Raw genomic sequence first — 23,737 nt, forward strand, 5'->3', positions numbered from 1 at the left:
CAGTCGGATCAAGTCCAGGGAGGAAACCAATGGCCATCAACAGGACCGCCACCCCGCTCGTCGACGCCCCGCGCGGTCTCGCGGGCGTCGTCGTCGCCGAGACCGAGATCGGTGACGTCCGGGGCCGGGAGGGCTTCTACCACTACCGCCAGTACTCCGCCGTCGACCTCGCCCGCACCCGCAGCTTCGAGGAGGTCTGGCATCTCCTCATCCACGGCACGCTCCCGGACGCGCGACGCGGCGCCGCGTTCGCCGCCGAGACGGCCGCCCTGCGACGCCTGCCCGACGGCGTCCGCACGGCCCTGCCCGCGATCGCCGGGGCCGGCCGGCTCTCCGGTCCACTGGCCGGACTGCGCACGGCACTCTCCCTGCTGGGCGCCGCCCAGGGCTTCCGGCCGGTGTACGACATCGACCCGGACCAGCGGCGCGCCGACACCGTGGCCGCCTGTGCGGCCGTACCCACCTTGCTCACCGCGCTGTACCGGCTGGGCCGGGGCCTCGATCCCGTACAGCCCCGCGAGGACCTCTCGTACGCGGCCAACTACCTGTACATGCTGACCGGTTCGGAACCGGATCCGCGTCGGGTCCGTGCGGTCGAGCAATACCTGATCTCAACCATTGATCACGGATTCAATGCGTCAACCTTCACCGCACGCGTCATCGCGTCCACCGGCGCCGACGTCACGGCCTGCCTGACCGGCGCCGTCGGCGCCCTGTCCGGCCCGCTGCACGGAGGCGCGCCCAGCCGGGCCCTGGACACGCTGGACGCCATCGGCACACCCGACCGGATCGACGCCTGGATCCGCGCACGGGTGCTCGCCGGCGACCGGATCATGGGCTTCGGCCACGCCGTCTACCGCACGGAGGACCCCCGTTCCCGGATGCTGCGCGAGATCGCGCTCGGCTTCGGCGGCCCCCGGGCCGAGTTCGCGGTGGAGGTCGAGCGCCGGGTGGAGGCGATCCTCGCCGAGCTGAAGCCCGGCCGCGAACTCCACACGAACGTCGAGTTCTACGCCGGTGTGGTCATGGAACTGTGCGGCCTGCCCCGGGAGATGTTCACCCCCACCTTCGCGGCGGCACGCGTGGTCGGCTGGAGCGCCAACATCCTGGAACAGGCCGCCGACCCGAAGATCATCCGCCCGGCGGCGCGGTACGTCGGCCCGGATCCCCAGGTGACGGTCGCCTCCGGCCGATGACGTGAGCCGGCGACGCGGCCGGCGGGCACAAGGACCGTTCCCTGCCGCTCGTATCCTGGACGACCAGTCCACGCCCGTCCGTGCGCCGGGCCGCGAGCCGGTGCACGCTGGTACGTCAGAGAGGTCGCCCGTTGGGGAACAGCTCGGTAGACAGCGGAAGTCCGCAGCAGATCCCGGTCGTCGTGCTCGCCGGTTTCCTGGGCTCCGGGAAGACCACGCTCCTCAACCACCTGCTGCACCGCAGCGGAGGCAGCCGGATCGGGGCCATCGTCAACGACTTCGGGGCCATCGAGATCGACGCCATGGCCGTCGCGGGAGCCCTCGGCGACTCGACCGTCTCCCTGGGCAACGGCTGCCTGTGCTGTGCCGTCGACGCCAGTGAACTCGACCTCTACCTGGACCGGCTCGCCGCGCCCGCCACCGGCATCGACGTGATCGTCATCGAGGCCAGCGGCCTGGCCGAGCCGCAGGAACTCGTACGGATGGTGCTGGCCAGCGAGCATCCCGGCATCGTCTACGGCGGTCTGGTCGAGGTGGTCGACGCCGCCGAGTTCGACGACACGCGGGCCAGGCACCCCGAGATCGACCGGCACCTCGCCCTCGCCGACCTGGTCGTCGTCAACAAGCTCGACCGAACCGACGACGCCGACCGGGTGCTGGGCCTGGTCCGCTCGCTCACCGACCGCGCCGCCGTCGTCCCCGCCACCTACGGCCGCATCGACCCCGAGTTCCTCTTCGACTGCCGGCCCAGCGAGGAGCGGGTCGGGCAGCTGTCCTTCGACGACCTGCACGACCACGGCGCCGATGACCACGCCGGGCACCTGCACACCGGCTACGACAGCCTGTCCTTCACCGCCGACGTTCCGCTGGAGCCCCGCCGGCTCATGCGCTTCCTGGACAGCCGGCCCGAGGGGCTGTACCGGATCAAGGGATACGTCGACTTCGGGCCGTACGACCCGCTCAACCGGTACGCCGTACACGCCGTCGGCCGGTTCCTGCGCTTCTACCCGGAGCCCTGGGCACCCGAGGCGGCCCGCCTCACCCAGCTCGTGCTGATCGGCTCCGGCATCGACGCGGACACCCTCGGCAAGGAGCTCCAGGGGTGCAAGAACGACGCCCCGCACGCCGACGAGCACGGCATGTGGGGCGTCCTGCGCTACGTACAGGGCCCGGACGAACCGGAAGCCGAGACGGAAGCGGACCTGGAGGATCCGCCCGCCTAGACCCGGGCCGCCCGGCTCAGAACACCGGCCCCGCCACCACGGCCACCGTCTTCGGCAGCGAGGTGCCCGAGCCGTCCCGGCGCGGGTCCACCTCGGGCAGCTCCACCGGGGTGCCGTTCTTCTGCGCCGCGCGCGCGGGCAGCGGGCCCGCCCAGGCCAGCGACAGACAGTCCTCGCCCTTCAGGAACCGCTGGCAGCGCACACCGCCCGTGGCCCGGCCCTTGCGCGGATACTGGTCGAAGGGGGTCAGCTTGGCCGTGGTCTGCACCGAGTCGTCCAGCGTGCCGCGCGAGCCCGCCACCGTGAACACCACCGCGTCGGCGGCCGGGTCGACCGCCGTGAAGGAGATCACCTTCGCACCCTCGGCGAGCTTGACGCCCGCCATACCGCCCGCCGGGCGGCCCTGCGGCCGGACGATCGAGGCCTGGAAGCGCAGCAACTGCGCGTCGTCCGTGATGAACACCAGGTCCTCCTCGCCGGTGCGCAGCTCCACCGCGCCGACGATCCGGTCCCCCTCCTTGAGCGTGATGACCTCCAACTCGTCCTTGCTGGACGGATAGTCGGGCACCACCCGCTTGACGACACCCTGCTCGGTGCCGAGCGCGAGACCCGGGGACGACTCGTCCAGCGTGGTCAGGCAGACCACCGTCTCGTCGTCCTCCAGGGAGACGAACTCCGCCAGCGGGGCCCCGCCGGAGAGGTTCGGCGCGGTCACCGGCTCGGGCAGTTGCGGCAGGTCGACCACGTTGATCCGCAGCAGCCGGCCCGCCGAGGTCACCGCGCCGATCACCCCGCGCGCGGTCGCCGGCACCGCCGAGACGATCACGTCGTGCTTGACGCGCTTGGCGCCCGCCGCCTCCGGGAACGGCTCCGCGGTCGCCGTACGGGCCAGCAGCCCTGTCGAGGACAGCAGCACCCGGCACGGGTCGTCGGCCACCTGCAGCGGCACCGTGGCCGCCGGGGCGCCCGCGGACTCCAGCAGGACCGTGCGCCGGTCGGTGCCGAACTTCTTGGCCACGGCGGCCAGCTCGGCGGAGACCAGCTGGCGCAGCTCCGCGTCCGACTCCAGGATCCGGGTCAGCTCCTCGATCTCCGCGGTGAGCTTGTCCTTCTCCGCCTCCAGCTCGATCCGGTCGTACTTGGTGAGCCGGCGCAGCGGCGTGTCGAGGATGTACTGCGTCTGCACCTCGCTCAGCGAGAAGCGCTCGATCAGGCGCTCCTTGGCCTGCGCGGAGTTCTCGCTGGACCGGATGATCCGGATGACCTCGTCGATGTCGACCAGCGCGGTCAGCAGGCCCTCGACCAGGTGCAGCCGGTCGCGCTTCTTGCCGCGGCGGAACTCGCTGCGGCGCCGGACCACGTCGAAGCGGTGGTCCAGGTAGACCTCCAGCAGCTCCTTCAGGCCCAGGGTGAGCGGCTGGCCGTCGACCAGGGCGACGTTGTTGATGCCGAAGGACTCCTCCATCGGCGTCAGCTTGTACAGCTGCTCCAGGACGGCCTCCGGCACGAAGCCGTTCTTGATCTCGATGACCAGGCGCAGGCCGTGCTCGCGGTCGGTGAGGTCCTTGACGTCGGCGATGCCCTGGATCTTCTTCGCGTTGACCAGGTCCTTGATCTTCGCGATGACCTTCTCGGGGCCGACCGTGAACGGCAGTTCGGTGACCACCAGGCCCTTGCGGCGGGCGGTGACGGTCTCGACCGTGACGGTGGCGCGCATCTTGAAGGTGCCGCGGCCGGTCGCGTACGCGTCCCGGATGCCGTCCAGGCCGACGATCCGGCCGCCGGTGGGCAGGTCCGGGCCCGGGACGTGCTTCATCAGCGCGTCCAGGTCGGCGTTCGGGTTCCGGATCAGGTGGCGGGCGGCGGCGATGACCTCGCGCAGGTTGTGCGGCGGCATGTTCGTCGCCATGCCGACGGCGATGCCCGAGGAGCCGTTGACCAGCAGGTTGGGGAAGGCGGCGGGCAGCGCCACCGGCTCCTGCTCCTGGCCGTCGTAGTTCGGCGCGAAGTCGACCGTGTCCTCGTCGATCGACTCGGTCATCAGGCTCGTCGCCTCGGCCATCCGGCACTCGGTGTACCGCATGGCGGCCGGCGGGTCGTCGTTGCCCAGCGAGCCGAAGTTGCCGTGGCCGTCGACCAGCGGCACGCGCATGGAGAAGGGCTGCGCCATGCGCACCAGGGCGTCGTAGATCGACGCGTCGCCGTGCGGGTGCAGCTTGCCCATGACCTCGCCGACGACACGCGCGCACTTCACATAGCCGCGCTCGGGGCGCAGGCCCATCTCGTTCATCTGGTAAACGATCCGGCGGTGCACCGGCTTGAGACCGTCACGGGCGTCCGGCAGGGCGCGCGAGTAGATGACCGAGTACGCGTACTCGAGGTAGGAGCCACGCATCTCGTCCACGACGTCGATGTCGAGGATTCTCTCCTCGAACGAATCGTCGGGCGGCGGGGTCTTCGTGCTGCGGCGGGCCATCGCTGCCTGGCTCCTTCTGATCTGGTCGCTCGCCTACGGGGCGCTCGTGCTGCTGAAGCGTTTGACGGATCTGACGCGGACCATTGTGGACCTAGGCACTGACAACCCGTGCCACCACCCGGTCGGGGCGGGCCTCGCCGGACCGGCGGAGCAGAGTCCGACGCAGGCTACGCGATCCGCTGTGGGCGTACGTCCCGCGGGAACTTCGCCGAGGCCCCGCACGCTTTGCATACAGTGGCAGGAACGGCAGGAAAACCGCGGTTTCCATCAACCGCCTCCGCTCGCGAAGGGACGTACATGCCCATGGGTCACACGACCACAGCCGAGGCAGGCTCCGGGGGCCTGACAGCGACCGAGCACCGCCTGGCCAACGGTCTGCGCGTGGTGCTCTCCGAGGACCACCTGACCCCGGTGGCGGCGGTCTGCCTCTGGTACGACGTCGGCTCCCGCCACGAAGTCAAGGGCCGTACCGGCCTGGCTCACCTTTTCGAGCACCTGATGTTCCAGGGCTCCGCGCAGGTGAAGGGCAACGGCCACTTCGAGCTGGTGCAGGGCGCCGGCGGCTCGCTCAACGGCACCACCAGCTTCGAGCGCACCAACTACTTCGAGACCATGCCCGCCCACCAGCTGGAGCTGGCGCTCTGGCTGGAGGCCGACCGCATGGGCTCGCTGCTGGCCGCCCTGGACGACGAGTCGATGGAGAACCAGCGGGACGTCGTCAAGAACGAGCGCCGCCAGCGCTACGACAACGTGCCGTACGGCACCGCCTTCGAGAAGCTGACCGCGCTCTCCTACCCGGAGGGCCACCCCTACCACCACACCCCGATCGGCTCCATGGCGGACCTGGACGCGGCCACCCTGGAGGACGCCCGCCAGTTCTTCCGCACCTACTACGCGCCGAACAACGCGGTGCTCTCCGTGGTCGGCGACATCGACCCCCAGCAGACCCTCGCCTGGGTCGAGAAGTACTTCGGCTCCATCCCGTCCCACGACGGCAAGCCCGCGCCCCGCGACGGCTCCCTGCCGGACGTCATCGGCGAGCAGAAGCGCGAGGTCGTCGTGGAGGAGGTCCCGGCGCGCGCCCTGATGGCCGCCTACCGGCTCCCGCACGACGGCACGCGCGCGTGCGACGCGGCGGACCTCGCGCTGACCATCCTCGGCGGCGGCGAGTCCTCCCGGCTGTACAACCGGCTGGTGCGCCGGGACCGTACGGCTGTCGCGGCCGGCTTCGGCCTGCTGCGCCTGGCCGGCGCGCCCTCCATGGGCTGGCTGGACGTGAAGACCTCCGGTGACGTCGAGGTGCCGGTCATCGAGACCGCCATCGACGAGGAGCTGGCCCGGTTCGCCGCGGAGGGTCCCACTCCGGAGGAGATGGAGCGCGCCCAGGCGCAGCTGGAGCGCGAGTGGCTGGACCGGCTCGGCACGGTCGCCGGCCGCGCCGACGAACTGTGCCGGTTCGCGGTCCTGTTCGGCGACCCGCAGCTCGCCCTGACCGCCGTCAAGCGCGTCCTGGAGGTGACCCCGGCGGAGGTCCAGGAGGTCGCCAAGGCCCGTCTGCGGCCCGACAACCGCGCGGTCCTCGTCTACGAGCCGAAGTCCCCGCAGGCCGCCCCGGACGCCGAGGTCCCCGAGGACCCGGAGCAGGAAGCCACCGTAGAGGCCGGCAACGAGAACGAGGAGACGGCCAAGTGACCGAGCTCGCCACCATGGACTTCCACCCCCAGCCGCAGCCGGGCGAGGCCAGGCCCTGGGCGTTCCCGGCCCCCGAACGCGGCACGCTCGACAACGGCCTGACCGTGCTGCGCTGCCACCGCCCCGGTCAGCAGGTCGTCGCCGTCGAGGTGCTGCTGGACGCGCCGCTGGACGCCGAGCCGACGGGCCTCGACGGTGTCGCCACGATCATGGCGCGGGCCTTCTCGGAGGGCACCGACAAGCACTCCGCCGAGGAGTTCGCCGCCGAGCTGGAGCGCGCGGGTGCCACCCTGGACGCGCACGCAGACCACCCCGGCGTCCGGCTCAGCCTGGAGGTCCCGGCCTCCCGCCTGGCCAAGGGCCTCGGGCTGCTCTCCGACGCCCTGCGCGCGCCCGCCTTCGCCGAGAGCGAGGTCGAGCGGCTGGTCCGCAACCGCCTGGACGAGATCCCGCACGAGCTGGCCAATCCCTCCCGCCGGGCCGCCAAGGAACTCTCCAAGGAGCTGTTCCCGGCGACCTCGCGCATGTCCCGGCCGCGCCAGGGCACCGAGGAGACGGTCGAGAAGATCGACGCCGCGGCCGTACGCGCCTTCTACGACCGCCACGTGCGGCCGGGCACGGCAACCGCGGTCGTCGTCGGCGACCTGACCGGCACCGACCTGGACGGGCTGCTCGGCGACACCCTGGGCGCCTGGACCGGCACCCCGGGCGAGCCCCGGCCGGTGCCGCCGGTGACCGCGGACGACACCGGGCGCGTGGTCATCGTGGACCGGCCCGGCGCCGTCCAGACGCAGCTGCTCATCGGCCGGATCGGCCCCGACCGGCACGACCGCGTGTGGCCCGCCCAGGTGCTCGGCACGTACTGCCTCGGCGGCACCCTCACCTCTCGCCTGGACCGCGTCCTGCGCGAGGAGAAGGGCTACACCTACGGCGTGCGCTCCTTCGGGCAGGTCCTCAGGTCCGCGCCGGACGGCACGGGCGCGGCGATGCTCGCCATCAGCGGCTCCGTGGACACGCCGAACACCGGCCCGGCCCTGGACGACCTGTGGAAGGTGCTGCGGACCGTCGCGGCGGAGGGCCTGACCGACGCCGAGCGGGACGTCGCCGTGCAGAACCTCGTCGGCGTGGCGCCGCTGAAGTACGAGACCGCGGCGGCCGTCGCGAGCACGCTGGCCGACCAGGTCGAGCAGCACCTGCCCGACGACTTCCAGGCGACGCTGTACCGGCAGCTGGCCGCCACGGGCACGGTGGAGGCCACCGCGGCCGTCGTGAACGCCTTCCCGGTGGACCGCCTGGTGACCGTCCTCGTCGGTGACGCGGCCCAGATCAAGGCGCCGGTGGAGGCGCTCGGCATCGGTGAAGTGACCGTGGTGGCGGCCGAGTAACGGCACGCGCGCGTGGGCCCTGGCGACCTTCGGGTCGTCAGGGCCCTGCTGTTCCACTCGTTCCCTCAGATGCCCGTTTTGGGGCGGAGGTTGCCTGTCTGCCCTGTGGGATGCGCTACAAAAGCCCCGCTGCGTTTGAGGATTGAAAGCGCGCCGCCGTAGCGTCATCCGGGCTGTTCGTCAGGCAGTGCGCCGCACCCGCGGCACCGGACAGTCATCGCCGAGTCCCCGTACGGCGCGAGCCAGGGGAGCCGGGGACCCACCGTCCCTGGGGTGAATCGGGCGCCCGCGCGGCTGCGAGGGGGCCCGTAGGAGACCTTCCTGCTCCGAACCCGTCAGCTAACCCGGTAGGCGAGAGGGAAGGAAAGGACCAGCCACTTCATGGCGTTCATGTGCGCCACCGGGAAGCACCGCAAGCCCGGCCGGGTCAAGCGGACCACGGCCCAGGCGGCCGGCGTCGCGGCCCTCACCACCACCGGCGTGATCGGCACCCTCGCCGCCTCCCCGGCGCTCGCCGCCGAGAGCCCCACGGAGCAGACCGGCCTCGTCCCCGTTCTCACCGTGACCGAGGACGTCCCCCGGCAGATCGACGCGCAGGCCACCGCCCAGCAGCAGGCCGCCGAGCAGAAGGCCGCCGAGGAGGCCGCGGCGAAGGCCGCCGCCAAGCGGGCCGAGGAGGTGCGCGCGGCCAAGGCCCGTGCCGCCCGCGAGGCCGAGCGCAAGCGGCTGAACACCTTCGTCGCCCCCATCGGGCACTCGTACGTCTCCACGGGCTACCAGGCCAGCAGCTCCCTGTGGTCCTCCGGTTCGCACACCGGCATCGACTTCCATGCGGCCAGCGGCACGGCCGTCCACGCGGTGGGCTCCGGCACGGTCGTCTCCACCGGCTGGGGCGGCGCGTACGGCAACCAGATCGTGATCCGGATGGCGGACGGCATGTACACGCAGTACGGCCACCTGTCCTCCATCGGCGTCACGGTGGGCCAGAAGGTCGTCCCGGGCCAGCAGATCGGCCTGTCCGGCGCGACCGGCAACGTCACCGGCCCGCACCTGCACTTCGAGGCCCGGACCACCCCCGAGTACGGCTCGGACGTCGACCCGATCGCCTACCTCCGCAAGCACGGCGTGAACGTCTGACGCCCCGCGCACGACCCTACGAAGCCCCGGCTCACCTAGCCGGGGCTTTCGCCGTTTTTCGCAGTGTCCGCCGGATCCGCTGACCAAAAAATATCCATGGATTACGACCCGCCGTCGGAAATTCCGGCTCATTGGAATAGAGTCACGGAACACACGTCCATCGTCGACGTTTCACGGGGATTAAGGCGGAGGTCGGTCATGCGTATTCCGGCGCACTCGGTGTGCACCGCTGTCCGGGACGACATCGTCGCGGGTGTCTACAAGCGCGGCAGCCGCCTCACCGAGGAAGTCCTGGCCCGCCGGTACGGCGTCTCGCGCGTCCCCGTGCGCGAGGCCCTGCGCACCCTGGAGGCCGAGGGCTTCGTGGTGACGCGCCGGCACGCGGGCGCGTGCGTGGCCGAGCCGACCGAGCAGGAGGCCGCCGACCTGCTGGAGATGCGGATGCTGCTGGAACCGCTGGGCGCCGCCCGGGCCGCCCAGCGCCGCACCGAGGCCCACCTGAAGGTGCTGCGCGGCCTGGTGCGGCTGGGCCAGGAGCGGGCCAGGCGGGGCGGCAGCGACGATCTGCGTTCGCTGGGCGGCTGGTTCCACGAGACGCTCGCCCAGGCCTCCGGCAGCCCCTCGCTCACCTCGATGCTCACCCAGCTGCGGCACAAGATCGCCTGGATGTACACGGTGGAGGCGCCGGCCAGCCCGATGGAGTCCTGGACGGAGCACGGCGCCATCGTGGACGCGGTGGCGCGCGGGGACGCCGAGCGCGCGCGGGCGCTCACCACGCTGCACGCCGAGCGCGCGACGGGCGCGCACCGGCTGCGCTTTTCCGGTGCCGCGGAGCGTGTGAGGACTTCGCAACAAGCCGTAAACATGTCGGGCCAGCGGCATTAACACGGGCGCCGTATACAAAGAGGGGTTATTCCGGGGCGGAGTGTTTTCTGCTGCCCGAATTCATGGTGCGGTAATTCATGCGGTTTTCCCGGGCCGCCGGTGAATCGACGGCACCGGGCGGACGCGCATACGGCGAAGCCGCGCCGCCCCGAAAGGCGAACGCGGCTCCGGCGCTCTGTGCGGTGCTCGCTCAGACGGTCTCGGGCAGCTCCTCCAGGCCCTCGGAGACCAGCTTGGCCAGCCGGTCGAGTGCGGCGTCCGCACCCTCGGCGTCGGAGGCGAGGACGATCTCCTCGCCGCCCTGGGCGCCCAGGCCCAGAACGGCGAGCATGGAGGCCGCGTTGACGGGGTTGCCCCCGGCCTTGGCGATCGTCACCGGGACGCCTGCGGCCGTGGCGGCTCGGACGAAGATGGAGGCGGGGCGGGCGTGGAGGCCCTCGGCCCAGCCGACGTTGACGCGGCGCTCAGCCATGTGTTGCTGCCCTTCGGTGTTCAGGGTTGTCTAGACCAGTTTCCCATATCGTGAAGCGTGCCCGGAGGGGACGTCCGTCCCCTTCCGCCGTGGCGCCGGACCGCGGCCTCGGTCCGGCTTCCCGTCCTCCACAGACTGCCTCGCGCCGTTGTCGTACGCGAGCCGTACTCTGGGGCCCATGCAGACCTCGGCGGACCGGCAGGACCGGCACCAGTACCCCGCCCACTGGGAGGCGGACGTGGTGCTGCGTGACGGGGGCACCGCACGCATCCGGCCCATCACCGTTGATGACGCCGACCGCCTGGTCAGTTTCTACGAGCAGGTCTCGGACGAGTCGAAGTACTACCGCTTCTTCGCGCCGTACCCACGGCTCTCCGCCAAGGACGTCCACCGCTTCACGCACCACGACTTCGTGGACCGGGTGGGACTCGCGGCCACCATCGGCGGCGAGTTCATCGCCACCGTACGCTATGACCGCATCGGCGCCGACGGCATGCCCGCCTCCGCGCCCGCCGACGAGGCCGAGGTCGCCTTCCTCGTGCAGGACGCCCACCAGGGCCGCGGGGTCGCCTCCGCCCTGCTGGAGCACATCGCGGCCGTCGCACGCGAGCGGGGCATCCGCCGCTTCGCCGCCGAGGTGCTGCCCGCCAACACCAAAATGATCAAGGTGTTCACGGACGCCGGGTACACACAGAAGCGCAGCTTCGAGGACGGTGTCGTCCGCCTGGAGTTCGACCTCGAACCCACCGACCGCTCCCTCGCCGTGCAGCGCGCGCGGGAACAGCGCGCCGAGGCCCGCTCGGTACGACGGCTCCTCGCGCCCGGCTCGGTCGCGGTCGTCGGCGTCGGGCGCGCACCCGGCGGAGTGGGCCGCAGCATCCTCGGCAACATCCGCGAAGCGGGCTACACCGGCGGTCTGTACGCCGTGAACAAGGTCTTCCCGGAGGACCTCAAGGAGGTCGACGGGGTGCCCGCGCACCGCTCGGTGCGGGACATCGGCGGGCCCGTGGACCTCGCCGTCGTCGCCGTACCGGCCGAGCAGGTGCCCGCCGTGGTCGCCGAGTGCGGCGACCACGGCGTCCAGGGACTGGTCGTGCTCTCCGCCGGATACGCCGAGAGCGGCCCCGAGGGGCGCGAACGGCAGCGGGCCCTCGTCCGCGCCGCGCGCGCGTACGGCATGCGGATCATCGGCCCGAACGCCTTCGGGATCATCAACACCGCCCTGGACGTCCGGCTGAACGCCTCGCTCGCCCCCGAGATGCCCCGCCCCGGCCGCATCGGCATGTTCGCCCAGTCCGGCGCCATCGGCATCGCCCTGCTGTCCCGGCTGCACCGGCGCGGCGGAGGCGTCACCGGGGTCACCGGCGTCTCCACCTTCGTCTCCGCCGGCAACCGCGCCGACGTCTCCGGCAACGACGTCCTGCAGTACTGGTACGACGACCCCGAGACCGACGTCGTCCTCATGTACCTGGAGTCCATCGGCAACCCCCGCAAGTTCACCCGCCTCGCCCGGCGGACGGCGGCGGCCAAGCCCCTCGTGGTGGTGCAGGGGACCGGCACGGCACCGCAGGGCCACGCGGTACGGGCCACGCGGCTGCCGTACGCGACCGTCTCCGCGCTGCTGAGGCAGGCCGGCGTGATCCGGGTCGACACGATCACCGAACTGGTCGACGCGGGGCTGCTGCTCGCGCGCCAGCCCCTGCCCGCGGGCCCGCGCGTGGCGATCCTCGGCAACTCCGAGTCGCTGGGCGTGCTGACGTACGACCGGTGTCTGGCCGAGGGGCTGCGGCCGGCCCGGCCCGTGGACCTGACGACCGGGGCGACCGCGGAGGACTTCCACCGGGCGCTCGCCGCCGCGCTGGCCGACGGCACGAACGACGCCGTCGTCGTCACGGCGATCCCCGCGATCGGGGAGGGCTCGCCGGGCGACGCCGAGCTGGCGGAGGCGCTGCGGTCGGCCGCGGCCGCCGTGCCGGGAAAACCCGTGCTGGTGGTGCACGTGGAACTCGGCGGACTGGCCGAGGCCCTGTCGGCCGCGGCGAGCACCGCCCCCGGGGCCGGCGACAGGGCGCCCGGCCCCGCGGGAGCGGCCGTCCCCGCCGCCCTCACCACCCCTCCCGAAGGCACCCACCTCATCCCCGCCTACCCCGCCGCCGAACGTGCCGTCCGGGCCCTCGCCGAAGCCGTGAAGTACGCCGGGTGGCGGCGGGAGGCGACCGACCCCGGGAAGGTGCCGGAGTACGACGACGTCGACGAGAAGGGGGCCGCCCGGCTGATCGGCGAGCTGCTCACACGCGGGCAAGGGCTCACCATCTCCGACGCGGAGACCTGCGAGCTGCTCGGCAAGTACGGCATACCCGTGCGCCGCGCCCTGCCCGCGCCGACCCCCGAGGCCGCAGTCGAGGCCGCCCGCGCGCTCGGCTACCCGGTCGCCCTCAAGGCCACCGCCCCGCACCTCAGGCACCGCGCCGACCTCGGCGGGGTCCGCCTCGACCTCGCCGACGAGGATCAACTGCTGCGGGCGTACACCGAGTTGACCGAGCTGTTCGGGCAGCCGGAGGAACTGCGGCCGGTGGTGCAGGGCATGGCACCGCGCGGCGTCGACACGGTCGTACGCGCGGTGATCGATCCGGCGGCCGGCGCCGTGCTGTCCTTCGGCCTGGCCGGCGCCGCCTCCCAGCTGCTCGGCGACATGGCCCACCGGCTGGTCCCGGTCACCGACCGGGAGGCGACCTCGCTGGTGCGGTCGATCCGGACGGCACCGCTGCTGTTCGGCTGGCGCGGCTCCACCCCCGTGGACACCCCGGCCCTGGAGGAACTGCTGCTGCGGGTGTCCCGGCTGGTCGACGACCACCCCGAGGTGGTCGCGGTCACCCTGGAGCCGGTCGTCGTCGCCCCGCACGGCGTGAGCGTCCTCGGCGCCACCGTCCGGCTCGCGCCCCCGCCGGCCCGCGACGACCTGGGCCCGCGCACGCTGCCGGCCTACTGAGCGGGACCAGGGGGGACGGATGGAAATCGCCGGACGGAAGCTGCCCGAGGGCAGTTGGTGGGACTGGGAGATCATCGCCTGCGACGCCGGGCAGCTGCGCCTGGCCGCCGGGTACGACCTCGCCCACCACCACGGACTAGAGGTGATCTTCACCGACCCGCTCTTCGTCTCCTGCCCGCCGGCCTTCCAGGACCCCGTCTTCCGGCCGCCCACGACCGAGGAGACGACGCGTCTCGCGCGGGTCCTCGGTGAGGAAGCGCCCCTCGTCGTCGCGTTCGAAGCCGACGCCGGCGGCCGGGAAGCCGTCCGCTGTCTGGTCGCCGCCGGACGGCTGGACGTCCGGCCGGGGCTCGTGCGCAGGCACCCGCGCGCGGATGCACAGGCCGCCCCCGGTCCGCGCGACTGGCCCGGACCGCCCTTGCCCACGGATTAGGATGGACGCCATGGCCAAGACCAGTACGACGACCCAGGGGCTGCGCGCGGCGATCGAGCGCAGCGGCTACTACCCGGCCCTCGTGGCCGAGGCGGTGGAGGCCGCGGTGGGCGGCGAGCCCGTCCGGTCGTACCTGGTCCACCAGGAGACGACGTTCGACCAGAACGAGGTGCGCCGGCACGTCACCGTGCTGGTCCTCACCGGCAACCGCTTCATCGTCAGCCACACCGACGAGCAGGCCGCCGACAGCACGTCCCCGACGCCGTACGCCACCACCTCCACCGAGTCCGTGAAACTCGACCGGATCTCCTCGGTCGTGGTCAGCCGGGTCGTCGCGAACCCGGAGCAGTACACGCCGGGCACGCTGCCCCGCGAGGTCGTGCTGACCATCGGCTGGGGCGCGGTCAGCCGCATCGACCTGGAGCCCGCCGCCTGCGGCGACCCCAACTGCGACGCCGACCACGGGTACACGGGCAGCTCCACGGCGGACGACCTCAGCCTGCGCGTCAGCGAGGCCGGGGACGGCCCGGAGACGGTGCGCCAGGCGCTCGCCTTCGCGCAGGCCATCTCGGAGGCGACCGCGGACCTCACGCGCTGATGTCCCAGCTCTCCGCCTGGGACCACCCGGAACCGCTCGCCCTGGACACCGCGCCGCTGCCCGAGTACGGCACCGGCTCCCTGGCCGACCTGCTGCCCACCCTGGCCGCCGGCATGGGCGTGCCCGGTCTGACCGCCACGATCGGGGAACTGACCGCCACCGACCGGGTCTGCGTCTTCCTGATCGACGGGCTCGGCTGGGAGCAGCTCAGGGCCCACCCGGACGAGGCTCCCTTCCTGACCTCCCTGCTCGGCAGCTCGCGCGGCGGCACCGGCCGCCCGCTCACCGCCGGCTACCCGGCGACCACCGCGACCTCCCTCGCCTCCGTCGGCACCGGCCTGCCGCCCGGCCTCCACGGCCTGCCCGGGTACACCGTGCGCAACCCGGGCACCGGCGAGCTGATGAACCAGCTCCGCTGGCAGCCGTACACGGAACCGCGCTCCTGGCAGCCGTACCCCACCGTCTTCCAGCTGGCCCACGAGGCCGGGGTACACGCCGCCCAGGTGTCCTCGCCCGCCTTCGAGCACACGCCGCTCACCAAGGTGGCGCTCAGCGGCGGCAGCTTCCACGGCCGGCTCACCGGCGAGGACCGCATGGACCTGGCGGCCGAGCAACTGGCCGCCGGGGACCGCTCGCTGGTGTACACGTACTACTCCGAGCTGGACGGCGCCGGACACCGCTACGGCATCGCCTCCGACACCTGGCGCGGCCAGCTCATGAACGTCGACCGGCTCGTCCAGCGCCTCGCGGAGCAGCTGCCGCCGCGCAGCGCCCTCTACGTGACCGCCGACCACGGCATGATCGACGTGCCGTTCGACGAGCAGCACCGCATCGACTTCGACGAGGACTGGGAGCTGCGCGCCGGCGTGGCCCTGCTGGGCGGCGAGGGCCGGGCCCGGCACGTGTACGCGGTGCCGGGCGCGGCGAACGACGTCCTGACCGTCTGGCGCGAGGTGCTCGGCGAGCAGTTCTGGGTGGCCTCGCGGGACGAGGCGATCGCGGCCGGCTGGTTCGGACCGCAGGTGGACGAGCGCGTGTATGCGCGGATCGGGGACGTGATCGCCGCCGCGCACGACGACGTCCTGATCATCGCCTCCGAGCGGGAGCCCAAGGAGTCGGCGCTGGTCGGCAACCACGGCTCGATGACCCCTGCCGAGCAGCTGGTCCCGCTGCTCGAAGTACGCTCCTGAAGCGTTCCGCCCCTCCCGACGACTCACCGAAAGGTGCTCAACCCCTCATGCCCGAGCTGGTGTTCTTCTCCGGAACGATGGACTGCGGGAAGTCGACGCTGGCTCTGCAGATCGAGCACAACCGCTCCGCGCGCGGACTGGCCGGCATGATCTTCACCCGGGACGACCGGGCGGGCGAGGGCAAGCTGTCCTCCCGGCTGGGCCTGGTCACCGACGCGGTGGAGGTGGAGGACGGCCAGGACCTGTACGCCTACCTCGTGGACCATCTCTCGCAGGGCGGCCGGGCCGACTATGTGATCGCGGACGAGGCGCAGTTCCTCGCGCCCGAGCAGATAGACCAGCTCGCGCGCGTGGTGGACGATCTCGGCCTGGACGTGTTCGCCTTCGGTATCACCACCGACTTCCGCTCCAAGCTGTTCCCGGGCTCGCAGCGGCTGGTGGAGCTGGCCGACCGGATCGAGGTGCTCCAGGTGGAGGCGCTGTGCTGGTGCGGCGCCCGGGCCACGCACAACGCCCGCACGATAGGCGGCGAGATGGTGGTCGAGGGCGCCCAGGTGGTCGTCGGCGACGTCAACCAGTCCGCGGGCGAGGTCGGCTACGAGGTGCTGTGCCGCCGCCACCACCGGCGCCGGATGACCGCCGCGTCGGCCCGCGCGGCGGCCCTGTCCCCGGACGTACTGCCCGTCTCGGCCTCCTGAGGGCTCCTGCGGACTCCCGAGGTCACCTGAGGGCTCCTGAGACTGAGGCAGGGCTCCGGCGCGCAGGACTCAACGCGGATCCTGGACCACCGAGAACTCGGCGCCCTCCGGGTCCGCCACCGTCGCCACCCGCCCGTGCGGGCTGTCGTGGGCCGGCCGGAGGATCCGCCCGCCCAGCCCGGTGACCTGCCGCAGCGTCGCACCGATGTCGGCGACCTGGAAGTACGTCCGCCAGTACGGCCCCCGGTCCCGGGGCAGGGCGTGGCCCACGCCGTGCAGCCCGGCCACCGGCCGGCCGTCCAGGCGCAGGGTCAGGTAGTCGAAGTCGGCGGAGACTACGGGCTCCTCCTCGTAACCGAACACGCTCTTGTAGAACTTCGCGACGCTCTCCGTCTCGAAGGTGACCAGTTCGTTCCAGACGGGCGTGCCGGGCACGCCGCTGATCGCCGTGCCGAAGAGCGCGGAGCCCTGCCAGATCCCGAACACCGCCCCGGAGGGGTCGGCGGCGATCGCCATCCGCCCGGCCTCGGCGGCGTCCAGCGGGCCGACGGCCACCGTGCCGCCGCACAGCCGTACCGTGTCGGCGGTCTGGTCCACGTCGTCCGAGGCGAGGTACGGCGTCCAGGCGACCGGCAGCCGGCGGTCCGGCGGCAGCTGGCCCATGCCCGCCACCTCCCGCCCGTCCAGCAGCGCCCGCACATACGGGCCGAGCTGCTGCGGGCCCGGCCGGAACTCCCAGCCGAACAGCTCACCGTAGAACTCCTCGGTGGCATCCAGCCCGTGCACCATCAGGCTCACCCAACTGGGCGTGCCGGGCACGCGCCGCGCGTGCGGACCGGCCGACTCCCGTGCATCGGTCATCGATCACTCTCTCCCCGGCCCCTCGCGGTGGCCGTGTCGCTTCCGCTCCCCGGAAGGGGTCCACGCCGCTGGCGCGTACGCCCGTGCCGGTGCCCGCATCCTCCGGCGGTGCCGCGGGGCCGTACCGCGCCGCTCGGCCGTCACTCCGGGAGGATGCCCGATCTGCCGTCTTTCGCCGCTTCCTGACGATGGCCGACGGGTGTCCGTCGGCTGTACAGCACGTGCTCGATCCGGTACGCCCGGTGATCGAGCCTGTCCGGCCGAGCAGAGTAGCCGGACCTGGACGCGGCGGCCACCCCTGACGTATGGATGGACGCCATGACAGCCATCATCACCGCATCCGATCTCGCCCACGAGCTGACCGGGGACCACCCGCCCACGCTGCTGGACGTGCGCTGGCAGCTGAGCGTGGCGAAGGCGGCGGGCGCGCCGGCCTTCGACGGCAGGGCCGCGTACGCGGCCGGGCACATCCCCGGCGCGGTCTTCGTCGACCTGGACCGGGAGCTGGCCGCCGCGCCCGGCGCGCGGGGCCGGCATCCGCTGCCCGACCTCGCGGATTTCGGTGCCGCGATGCGCCGCGCGGGCGTGTCGGCCGGGCGGCCGGTCGTCGTGTACGACGGCGGGCAGGGCTGGGCCGCCGCGCGCGCGTGGTGGCTGCTGCGCTGGACGGGTCACCCGGACGTGCGGGTGCTCGACGGCGGGTTGCCGTCCTGGCGGGGCGAGCTGTCCACCGAGGTGCCGGAGCCGGCCGAGGGCGACTTCGCCCCGGCGCCGGCCGCCGCGGGGCTGCTGGACGCGGACGGGGCCGCGGCCCTGGCCCGTACGGGTGTGCTGCTGGACGCGCGCGCGGGGGAGCGGTACCGCGGTGAGGTGGAGCCGATCGACCGGATCGGCGGGCACATCCCCGGCGCGGTGTCGGCGCCGACGACGGAGAACGTGGGCCCGGACGGCCGCTTCCTGCCCGCGGCGGAGCTGAGGGACCGTTTCAAGGCCCTGGGGGTGTCCGAGGACACCGAGGTGGGCGTGTACTGCGGTTCGGGCGTCTCCGGCGCCCACGAGGTCCTGGCGCTGGCGGTGGCGGGCATCCCGGCGGCCCTGTACGTGGGTTCGTGGTCCGAGTGGTCCTCGGACCCGGCGCGGCCGGTGGCCGTGGGGGCGGATCCGCAGTAGCGCACAGCCCGAAGAGGGGGCACGCGCGTGCCCCCTCCCGAGTCCGTACGGAGACCTACTCCTGCTTCTTGCGGCGGGTGCCGAACACGATCTCGTCCCAGCTCGGCACGGCGGCACGGCGGCCGGGGCGGACGCCGTCGGCCTCGGCCTGCCGGTCGGTCGCGCCGATGAGCCGGTCGCGGTGGCTGCCGACGGAGCGCGGCATGAGGACGTCCGCGTAGGCGGAGCCGGCGGAGGCGGCGGGCGCCGGGGGCTCCTCGGCGGCGGGCTCGTCGTCGGGCTCCTCCGAGGGCTCCGCCGGACGTTCCGGGACCACCAGGTCGCCCCGGAAGCTCGGTACGGCCTCCAGCAGGCTGGTCAGCGAGTCGCGCTCACCCGTGCTGTCCTCGTCCGGTTCCGACGACTGCGCGGGCAGGCTGGGCCGCTCGCGGTCGACCCGGTCGAGCGCGCGGTCCATCGAGCGCTCGCGCGGCAGCCGGGCGATGCGCGGGACGAACGGGAAGCTCGGCTCGGGCACGGCCAGGTCGTCGGTCTCGCCGATCAGCGAGCGCGCCTCCTCGTCCACGGCCTGGACGAGCCGCCGGGGCGGGTCGTACGTCCAGCTCGCCGAGTGCGGTTCGCCCGCGACCCGGTAGACGAGGAGCACCTCCCACGTGCCGTCGTCGCGGCGCCAGGAGTCCCACTGCACGGTGTCCTTCTCGGCGCCGCGCAGCAGCAGCCGCTCCTGCACGGCCTCGCCGAGCAGCGGGCCGGCATTCTCGCCGGGGCGGCGGACCGGGGTCTTGCGGGCCCGCTCGGCCATGAAGGCGCGCTCGGCGAGCACCGGGCCCTCGAAGCGCCGTACCCGGTCGACGGGGATGCCGGCGAGCTGGGCGACCTCTTCCGCGGTGGCACCAGCCCGTATCCGCGCCTGGATGTCACGCGGGCGGAGATGGCTCTCGACCTCGATCTCGATCTGGCCGAGGCGGGGACGGTCGCCGCGCACGGCGGCGCGCAGGCGTTCGTCGATCGGAAGCGTGTACTCCGTAGAGTCGGCAGCCTTCAGCACCAGCCGTGTGCCGTCATTCGAGACGGCCACGACACGCAGTTCGGGCATGGGGACCTCCCGGGTGGTGCCTGCCGACGTCACGTGCGTCGCTGCTTCCGCTAGTCGAGTGTGGCCTGCCCGGGTGCAGCCTGCCACAACCTTGCCGAGTTGCCCGGCGTGTCGGGCACGGGCCCGGGACCGCCGTTATGGCACGGTTACCTGTTCACAACGCTAAGTGACCAACTCCGTCACCCTGTGCAACTAGCCCCCTCCCGGCGGTCCTGCAAGGCCGCGGGCACCCTGGTGGGAGACCGGACCCAGGGCTCGCAACAGTACTCCATTCGGGCCACCTGCGTGGATCGGCGCGCCGCCCAACTTCTGGCAAGGCATGGGACTTGGCCCTCCGCAACCGGTTTTGTCGATCATGCGCGTGGCGAACTTCACGCAATCACCAGAAACGGAACTAATGGTTTCGTGGGCCTACGCCCCCAACACCCTCCGCAGGTAGTCGTTCTGGAACAGCCGATCCGGGTCCAGACGATCCCGCAGTGCGGTGAACTCGCCGAAGCGCGGGTACACCCGGGCGAAGTACTCGGCATCCCGCGTGTGCACCTTGCCCCAGTGCGGGCGCCCCTCGTGCGCCGTGAAGATGCGCTCGGCGGCGGTGAAGTACGCCTGATAGGACGTGCCCCGGAACATGTGCACGGCGATGTAGGCGCTGTCCCGGCCGGAGGCGGTGGACAGGGTGATGTCGTCGGCCGGGGCGGTGCGCACCTCGACCGGGAAGCTCACCCGCAGACCGGAGCGGTCGACCATGGCCTTCAGTTCGCGCAGCGTCGCCACCAGGGCCGCCCGCGGGACGGCGTACTCCATCTCCACGAAGCGCACCCGGCGCGGCGAGGTGAAGACCTTGTAGGGAATGTCCGTGTACGTGCGCGCGGACAGGGCCCTGCTGGAGACCCGCGCGATCGCCGGAACGGTCGCGGGGGCCGCGCGGCCGACCCACTGGGCCACCTGGAAGACGCCGTTGGAGAGGAACTCGTCCTCGAACCACCCGGCGAGCTGTCCCACCGGCTGTGCGGGGCCGGCGCTGCGGTTGTTCCGCTTGGTGTTGGTGCTGCCGGTGTGCGGGAACCAGTAGAACTCGAAGTGCTCGTTCTCGGCCCACAGTTGATCGAACTCGGCGAGGACCCGTTCGAAGGGCATGGGTTCCTCGCGCGCGGTGAGCAGGAAGAGCGGCTCCACGGCGAAGGTGATCGCGGTGACGATCCCCAGGGCGCCGAGGCCGATGCGGGCCGCGGCGAACACCTCCGGGTTCTGCTTCTCGGAGCAGGTGAGCAGCGAGCCGTCGGCCGTGACGAGTTCCAGCCCCTTGATCTGCGCGGCGATGGAGGCGGACGCGCGGCCCGTGCCGTGCGTGCCGGTGCTGGTGGCCCCCGAGACGGTCTGCTCCATGATGTCGCCCATGTTGGTGAGCGAGAGGCCCTCGCGCGCGAGAGCGGCGTTGAGTCTCTTGAGCGGGGTGCCCGCCTCCACCGTGACCGTCATGGAATCCCGGTCGATGCTGCGTATGCCGGTCAGCAGTTGAGGGCGTATCAACACGCCGTCGGTGGCGGCGATCGAGGTGAAGGAGTGCCCGGTCCCGACCGCCTTCACCCTCAGGCCGTCCTCCCGCGCCCGGCGCACCGCCGCGGCCAGCTCCTCCACCGAGGCCGGCGCGACCTGCCGGGCGGGCCGGGCGGAGACATTCCCGCCCCAGTTACGCCAGGTGCCGTTCTTCCCGCTCGCTGTGCTGCTCAACGGTGCCTCCCCGACCCGCGGCCGGCCTGCGCAGCCGGCGGTACCCGAGGAAACCGACCGCGACCGCGACGGCTCCGGACACGGCCGGAACCCCGTACCCGGCCCGTGCTCCGGCCGCGTCGATCACCCAGCCGGCCACGGAGGAGCCGACCGCGATGCCGACGGCGAGGCCGGTGCTCACCCAGGTCATGCCTTCGGTGAGCTGCGCGCGCGGTACGTGCTCTTCGATGAGGGACATCGTCGTGATCATCGTCGGTGCGATGGACAGCCCCGCAACGAACAGCGCCACGGCCAGAAGCGGCAGGTTTCCGACCAGTAGGAGGGGGATCATACTCACGGCCATCCCCGCCACGCCCAGCAGCCAGCGGCGTTCCGGCGCACCGCTGAAGCGCAGCAGTCCGAAGACCACGCCCGCCACACAGGAACCGGCCGCGTACAGCGCCAGGACCACGCTGGCGGCGCCCTTGTGACCGCGCTCGTCGGCGAAGGCGACGGTGACCACGTCCACGGCCCCGAAGATCGCGCCGGTCGCCACGAAGGTGGCCACCAGCACCTGGAGCCCCCGCGCGCGCAGGGCGCTGCCGCCGCCGTGCCGCTCGCGCGGGTGCGGCTCGGGCTCGGTGGCGCGCTGGGCGGTCAGCCAGAAGACGCCGGCCGCCAGGAAACAGGCGGCCAGCAGGGGGCCCGCCTCCGGGAACCAGGCCGTGGACAGGCCGATGGAGATGATCGGCCCGAAGATGAAGCAGACCTCGTCCACGACCGACTCGAACGAGTAGGCGGTGTGCAGCTTCGGAGTGCCCCGGTACAGCGCCGCCCAGCGGGCCCGGATCATCGCGCCCAGGCTCGGCACCGTGCCGATCCCGGCCGCGCAGACGAACAGCACCCAGTCCGGCCACCGGAGGTGGGCGGCGAGCAGCAGCCCGCCCGCCGCGACCAGGGCCACCAGGGTCGCGGGGCGCAGCACCCGGCGCTGCCCGTGCCGGTCCACCAGCCGGGAGATCTGCGGCCCGACCGCGGCGGCGGACAGCGCCATGGCGGCCGACAGGGCGCCCGCGAGCCCGTACCGCCCGGTGAGCTGGGAGACCATCGTGACCACGCCGATGCCCATCATCGACAGGGGCATCCGGCCGATGAATCCCGCGGCGGAGAAGGCCTTGGTGCCGGGCTCGGCGAACAGGGCTCTGTAGGGGCTGGACACGTGGTCTCCGGAGCGACTCGGTAAGGCGCGAATGCGGCTGATACAGCTTACGAGTTAGGGCACCCTCATTGCACCCGGTGCGACGCCCGAAGAAACCACCCCGAACCGGGTGGAACCCGACTCTTCGCCCCGCTGATTCCCCGCTGTCAGTGCCGGGTGGCAGGATCGACTCATGCCAGACGCGCTCGATGCCACCCCGTACGACGCCCTCCTCCTGCTCTCCTTCGGCGGCCCCGAAGGCCCGGACGACGTGGTCCCGTTCCTGGAGAACGTCACGCGCGGGCGCGGCATCCCCACGGAACGCCTCAAGGAAGTCGGGCAACACTACTTCCTGTTCGGCGGGGTCAGCCCCATCAACGACCAGAACCGCGCCCTGCTGGACGCCCTGCGCAAGGACTTCGCCGACCACGGCCTGAACCTGCCGGTCTACTGGGGCAACCGCAACTGGGCGCCGTATCTGACCGACACCCTGCGCGAGATGGTCGCCGACGGCCGCCGCCGCATCCTCGTCCTCGCCACCAGCGCCTACGCCTCCTACTCGGGCTGTCGCCAGTACCGGGAGAACCTCGCCGACGCGTTGGCCGCCCTGGAGACCGAGGGCCTGGAGCTGCCGAGGATCGACAAGCTGCGGCACTACTTCAACCACCCCGGCTTCGTCGAGCCCATGATCGACGGCGTGCTGCGCGCCCTGGAGGACCTCCCCGAGGACGTCCGCGCGGGCGCCCACATCGCCTTCACCACCCACTCCATCCCGACCTCGGCCGCCGACACCTCCGGCCCCGTCGAGGCCCACGGCGAGGGCGGCGCCTACGTCGAGCAGCACCTGGACGTGGCCCGGCTGATCGCCGACGCCGTCCGCGAGCGCACCGGCGTCGACCACCCCTGGCGGCTCGTCTACCAGTCCCGCTCCGGCGCCCCGCACATCCCGTGGCTGGAGCCCGACATCTGCGACCACCTGGAGGAGCAGCACGCGGCCGGTGTGCCCGCCGTGGTCATGGCCCCCATCGGCTTCGTCTCCGACCACATGGAGGTCCTCTACGACCTCGACACCGAGGCCAAGGCCAAGGCCGAGGAGCTGGGCCTGCCGGTGCGCCGCTCGGCCACCGTGGGCGCCGACCCGCGGTTCGCCGCGGCCGTCCGCGAGCTGATCGCCGAGCGCGCCGCCGTGGAACGCGGCCAGGAGGTCACCCCCTGCGCCCTGGGCGCGCTGGGCGCGAGCCACCACCTCTGCCCGGTCGGCTGCTGCCCCGCCCGTGCGCCCCGCCCGGCCGCCGCCGGTGCCGACAGCCCCTACGCGTGAGGAGACC

19 protein-coding genes and 1 riboswitch are annotated in these 23,737 nt (G+C 72.5%); of the genes, 13 read left to right on the plus strand and 6 right to left on the minus strand.

The features are described 5' to 3' along the window. The first annotated feature begins 29 nt into the window (after positions 1 to 29). Together ACIP4Y_RS34815 and ACIP4Y_RS34820 are read left to right on the plus strand one after the other, a co-directional pair. The gene (locus tag ACIP4Y_RS34815; RefSeq protein WP_401400092.1) at positions 30 to 1,196 is read left to right on the plus strand and encodes a citrate synthase; all 1,167 of its coding nucleotides are present in this window, start codon (positions 30 to 32) and stop codon (positions 1,194 to 1,196) included. Between the two features lie 131 nt (positions 1,197 to 1,327). Further along, positions 1,328 to 2,419 carry a CobW family GTP-binding protein gene (locus ACIP4Y_RS34820; protein ID WP_401400095.1) on the plus strand — a complete coding sequence of 364 codons (1,092 nt, stop codon included), beginning with the start codon at positions 1,328 to 1,330 and terminating at the stop codon, positions 2,417 to 2,419. Positions 2,420 to 2,435: 16 nt separating this feature from the next. Here the strand turns inward: ACIP4Y_RS34820 and ACIP4Y_RS34825 are convergent, their stop codons facing one another. Next, positions 2,436 to 4,895, minus strand: coding sequence for a DNA topoisomerase (ATP-hydrolyzing) subunit A (locus tag ACIP4Y_RS34825; RefSeq protein WP_401400098.1), 2,460 nt, complete (start codon positions 4,893 to 4,895; stop codon positions 2,436 to 2,438). A gap of 297 nt (positions 4,896 to 5,192) precedes the next feature. On the opposite strand from ACIP4Y_RS34825, the gene ACIP4Y_RS34830 reads away from it, so the two are divergent. From ACIP4Y_RS34830 to ACIP4Y_RS34845, 4 genes are all read left to right on the plus strand, one after another. Then, positions 5,193 to 6,587, plus strand: coding sequence for a M16 family metallopeptidase (locus ACIP4Y_RS34830; protein ID WP_401400101.1), 1,395 nt, complete (start codon positions 5,193 to 5,195; stop codon positions 6,585 to 6,587). Beyond that, on the plus strand, positions 6,584 to 7,972 hold the full coding sequence (locus ACIP4Y_RS34835; RefSeq protein WP_401400103.1) for a M16 family metallopeptidase: 1,389 nt from the start codon (positions 6,584 to 6,586) through the stop codon (positions 7,970 to 7,972). Before ACIP4Y_RS34830 ends, ACIP4Y_RS34835 begins: the two co-directional genes overlap by 4 nt. 208 nt (positions 7,973 to 8,180) lie before the next feature. Further along, positions 8,181 to 8,341, plus strand: a riboswitch (cyclic di-AMP (ydaO/yuaA leader). Positions 8,342 to 8,353: 12 nt separating this feature from the next. Next, positions 8,354 to 9,109 carry a M23 family metallopeptidase gene (locus tag ACIP4Y_RS34840; RefSeq protein WP_358645019.1) on the plus strand — a complete coding sequence of 252 codons (756 nt, stop codon included), beginning with the start codon at positions 8,354 to 8,356 and terminating at the stop codon, positions 9,107 to 9,109. Positions 9,110 to 9,307: 198 nt separating this feature from the next. Next, on the plus strand, positions 9,308 to 9,994 hold the full coding sequence (locus ACIP4Y_RS34845; protein WP_401400106.1) for a GntR family transcriptional regulator: 687 nt from the start codon (positions 9,308 to 9,310) through the stop codon (positions 9,992 to 9,994). A 190-nt stretch (positions 9,995 to 10,184) separates the two neighbouring features. Here ACIP4Y_RS34845 and ACIP4Y_RS34850 read toward each other — a convergent pair whose 3' ends face one another. Continuing rightward, a complete protein-coding gene (locus ACIP4Y_RS34850; protein WP_014675499.1) occupies positions 10,185 to 10,466 on the minus strand; it encodes an HPr family phosphocarrier protein in 282 nt (93 codons plus the stop codon). A 178-nt stretch (positions 10,467 to 10,644) separates the two neighbouring features. On the opposite strand from ACIP4Y_RS34850, the gene ACIP4Y_RS34855 reads away from it, so the two are divergent. The 5 genes from ACIP4Y_RS34855 to ACIP4Y_RS34875 are packed head-to-tail and all read left to right on the plus strand — an operon-like array spanning position 10,645 to position 16,374. Next, complete coding sequence (locus ACIP4Y_RS34855) at positions 10,645 to 13,455, plus strand: GNAT family N-acetyltransferase (protein ID WP_401400109.1); 2,811 nt, start codon at positions 10,645 to 10,647, stop codon at positions 13,453 to 13,455. A 19-nt stretch (positions 13,456 to 13,474) separates the two neighbouring features. Continuing rightward, positions 13,475 to 13,888, plus strand: coding sequence for a hypothetical protein (locus ACIP4Y_RS34860; protein WP_401400112.1), 414 nt, complete (start codon positions 13,475 to 13,477; stop codon positions 13,886 to 13,888). Positions 13,889 to 13,898: 10 nt separating this feature from the next. Beyond that, complete coding sequence (locus ACIP4Y_RS34865) at positions 13,899 to 14,486, plus strand: DUF5998 family protein (protein ID WP_234335867.1); 588 nt, start codon at positions 13,899 to 13,901, stop codon at positions 14,484 to 14,486. After that, entirely contained in the window at positions 14,486 to 15,676 is a 1,191-nt protein-coding gene (locus ACIP4Y_RS34870) for an alkaline phosphatase family protein (protein WP_401400115.1), read from the plus strand. The genes ACIP4Y_RS34865 and ACIP4Y_RS34870 overlap by 1 nt, the downstream gene beginning before the upstream one ends. Positions 15,677 to 15,723: 47 nt before the next feature. Next, on the plus strand, positions 15,724 to 16,374 hold the full coding sequence (locus ACIP4Y_RS34875; RefSeq protein ID WP_358645009.1) for a thymidine kinase: 651 nt from the start codon (positions 15,724 to 15,726) through the stop codon (positions 16,372 to 16,374). A gap of 69 nt (positions 16,375 to 16,443) precedes the next feature. On the opposite strand, the gene ACIP4Y_RS34880 is transcribed toward ACIP4Y_RS34875, so the two are convergent. Further along, entirely contained in the window at positions 16,444 to 17,235 is a 792-nt protein-coding gene (locus ACIP4Y_RS34880; RefSeq protein ID WP_401400118.1) for a VOC family protein, read from the minus strand. Positions 17,236 to 17,553: 318 nt separating this feature from the next. On the opposite strand from ACIP4Y_RS34880, the gene ACIP4Y_RS34885 reads away from it, so the two are divergent. Further along, the gene (locus ACIP4Y_RS34885; RefSeq protein WP_401400121.1) at positions 17,554 to 18,405 is read left to right on the plus strand and encodes a sulfurtransferase; all 852 of its coding nucleotides are present in this window, start codon (positions 17,554 to 17,556) and stop codon (positions 18,403 to 18,405) included. Between the two features lie 55 nt (positions 18,406 to 18,460). Here ACIP4Y_RS34885 and sepH read toward each other — a convergent pair whose 3' ends face one another. From sepH to ACIP4Y_RS34900, 3 genes are all read right to left on the minus strand, one after another. Then, positions 18,461 to 19,501, minus strand: a complete 1,041-nt coding sequence (gene sepH / locus ACIP4Y_RS34890) for a septation protein SepH (RefSeq protein WP_401400123.1) — start codon at positions 19,499 to 19,501, stop codon at positions 18,461 to 18,463. 411 nt (positions 19,502 to 19,912) lie between these two features. Then, positions 19,913 to 21,232 carry a D-arabinono-1,4-lactone oxidase gene (locus ACIP4Y_RS34895; RefSeq protein WP_401400125.1) on the minus strand — a complete coding sequence of 440 codons (1,320 nt, stop codon included), beginning with the start codon at positions 21,230 to 21,232 and terminating at the stop codon, positions 19,913 to 19,915. Then, positions 21,192 to 22,430, minus strand: coding sequence for an MFS transporter (locus ACIP4Y_RS34900; RefSeq protein ID WP_401400128.1), 1,239 nt, complete (start codon positions 22,428 to 22,430; stop codon positions 21,192 to 21,194). The genes ACIP4Y_RS34895 and ACIP4Y_RS34900 overlap by 41 nt, the downstream gene beginning before the upstream one ends. A 172-nt stretch (positions 22,431 to 22,602) precedes the next feature. Between ACIP4Y_RS34900 and ACIP4Y_RS34905 the strand changes: the two genes are divergently transcribed. Next, positions 22,603 to 23,730: a ferrochelatase gene (locus tag ACIP4Y_RS34905; RefSeq protein WP_401400131.1), complete on the plus strand. Its 1,128-nt coding sequence runs from the start codon at positions 22,603 to 22,605 to the stop codon at positions 23,728 to 23,730. Positions 23,731 to 23,737: the final 7 nt, after the last annotated feature.

Source organism: Streptomyces sp. NPDC088810 (assembly GCF_044750305.1).
Taxonomy (GTDB): domain Bacteria; phylum Actinomycetota; class Actinomycetes; order Streptomycetales; family Streptomycetaceae; genus Streptomyces.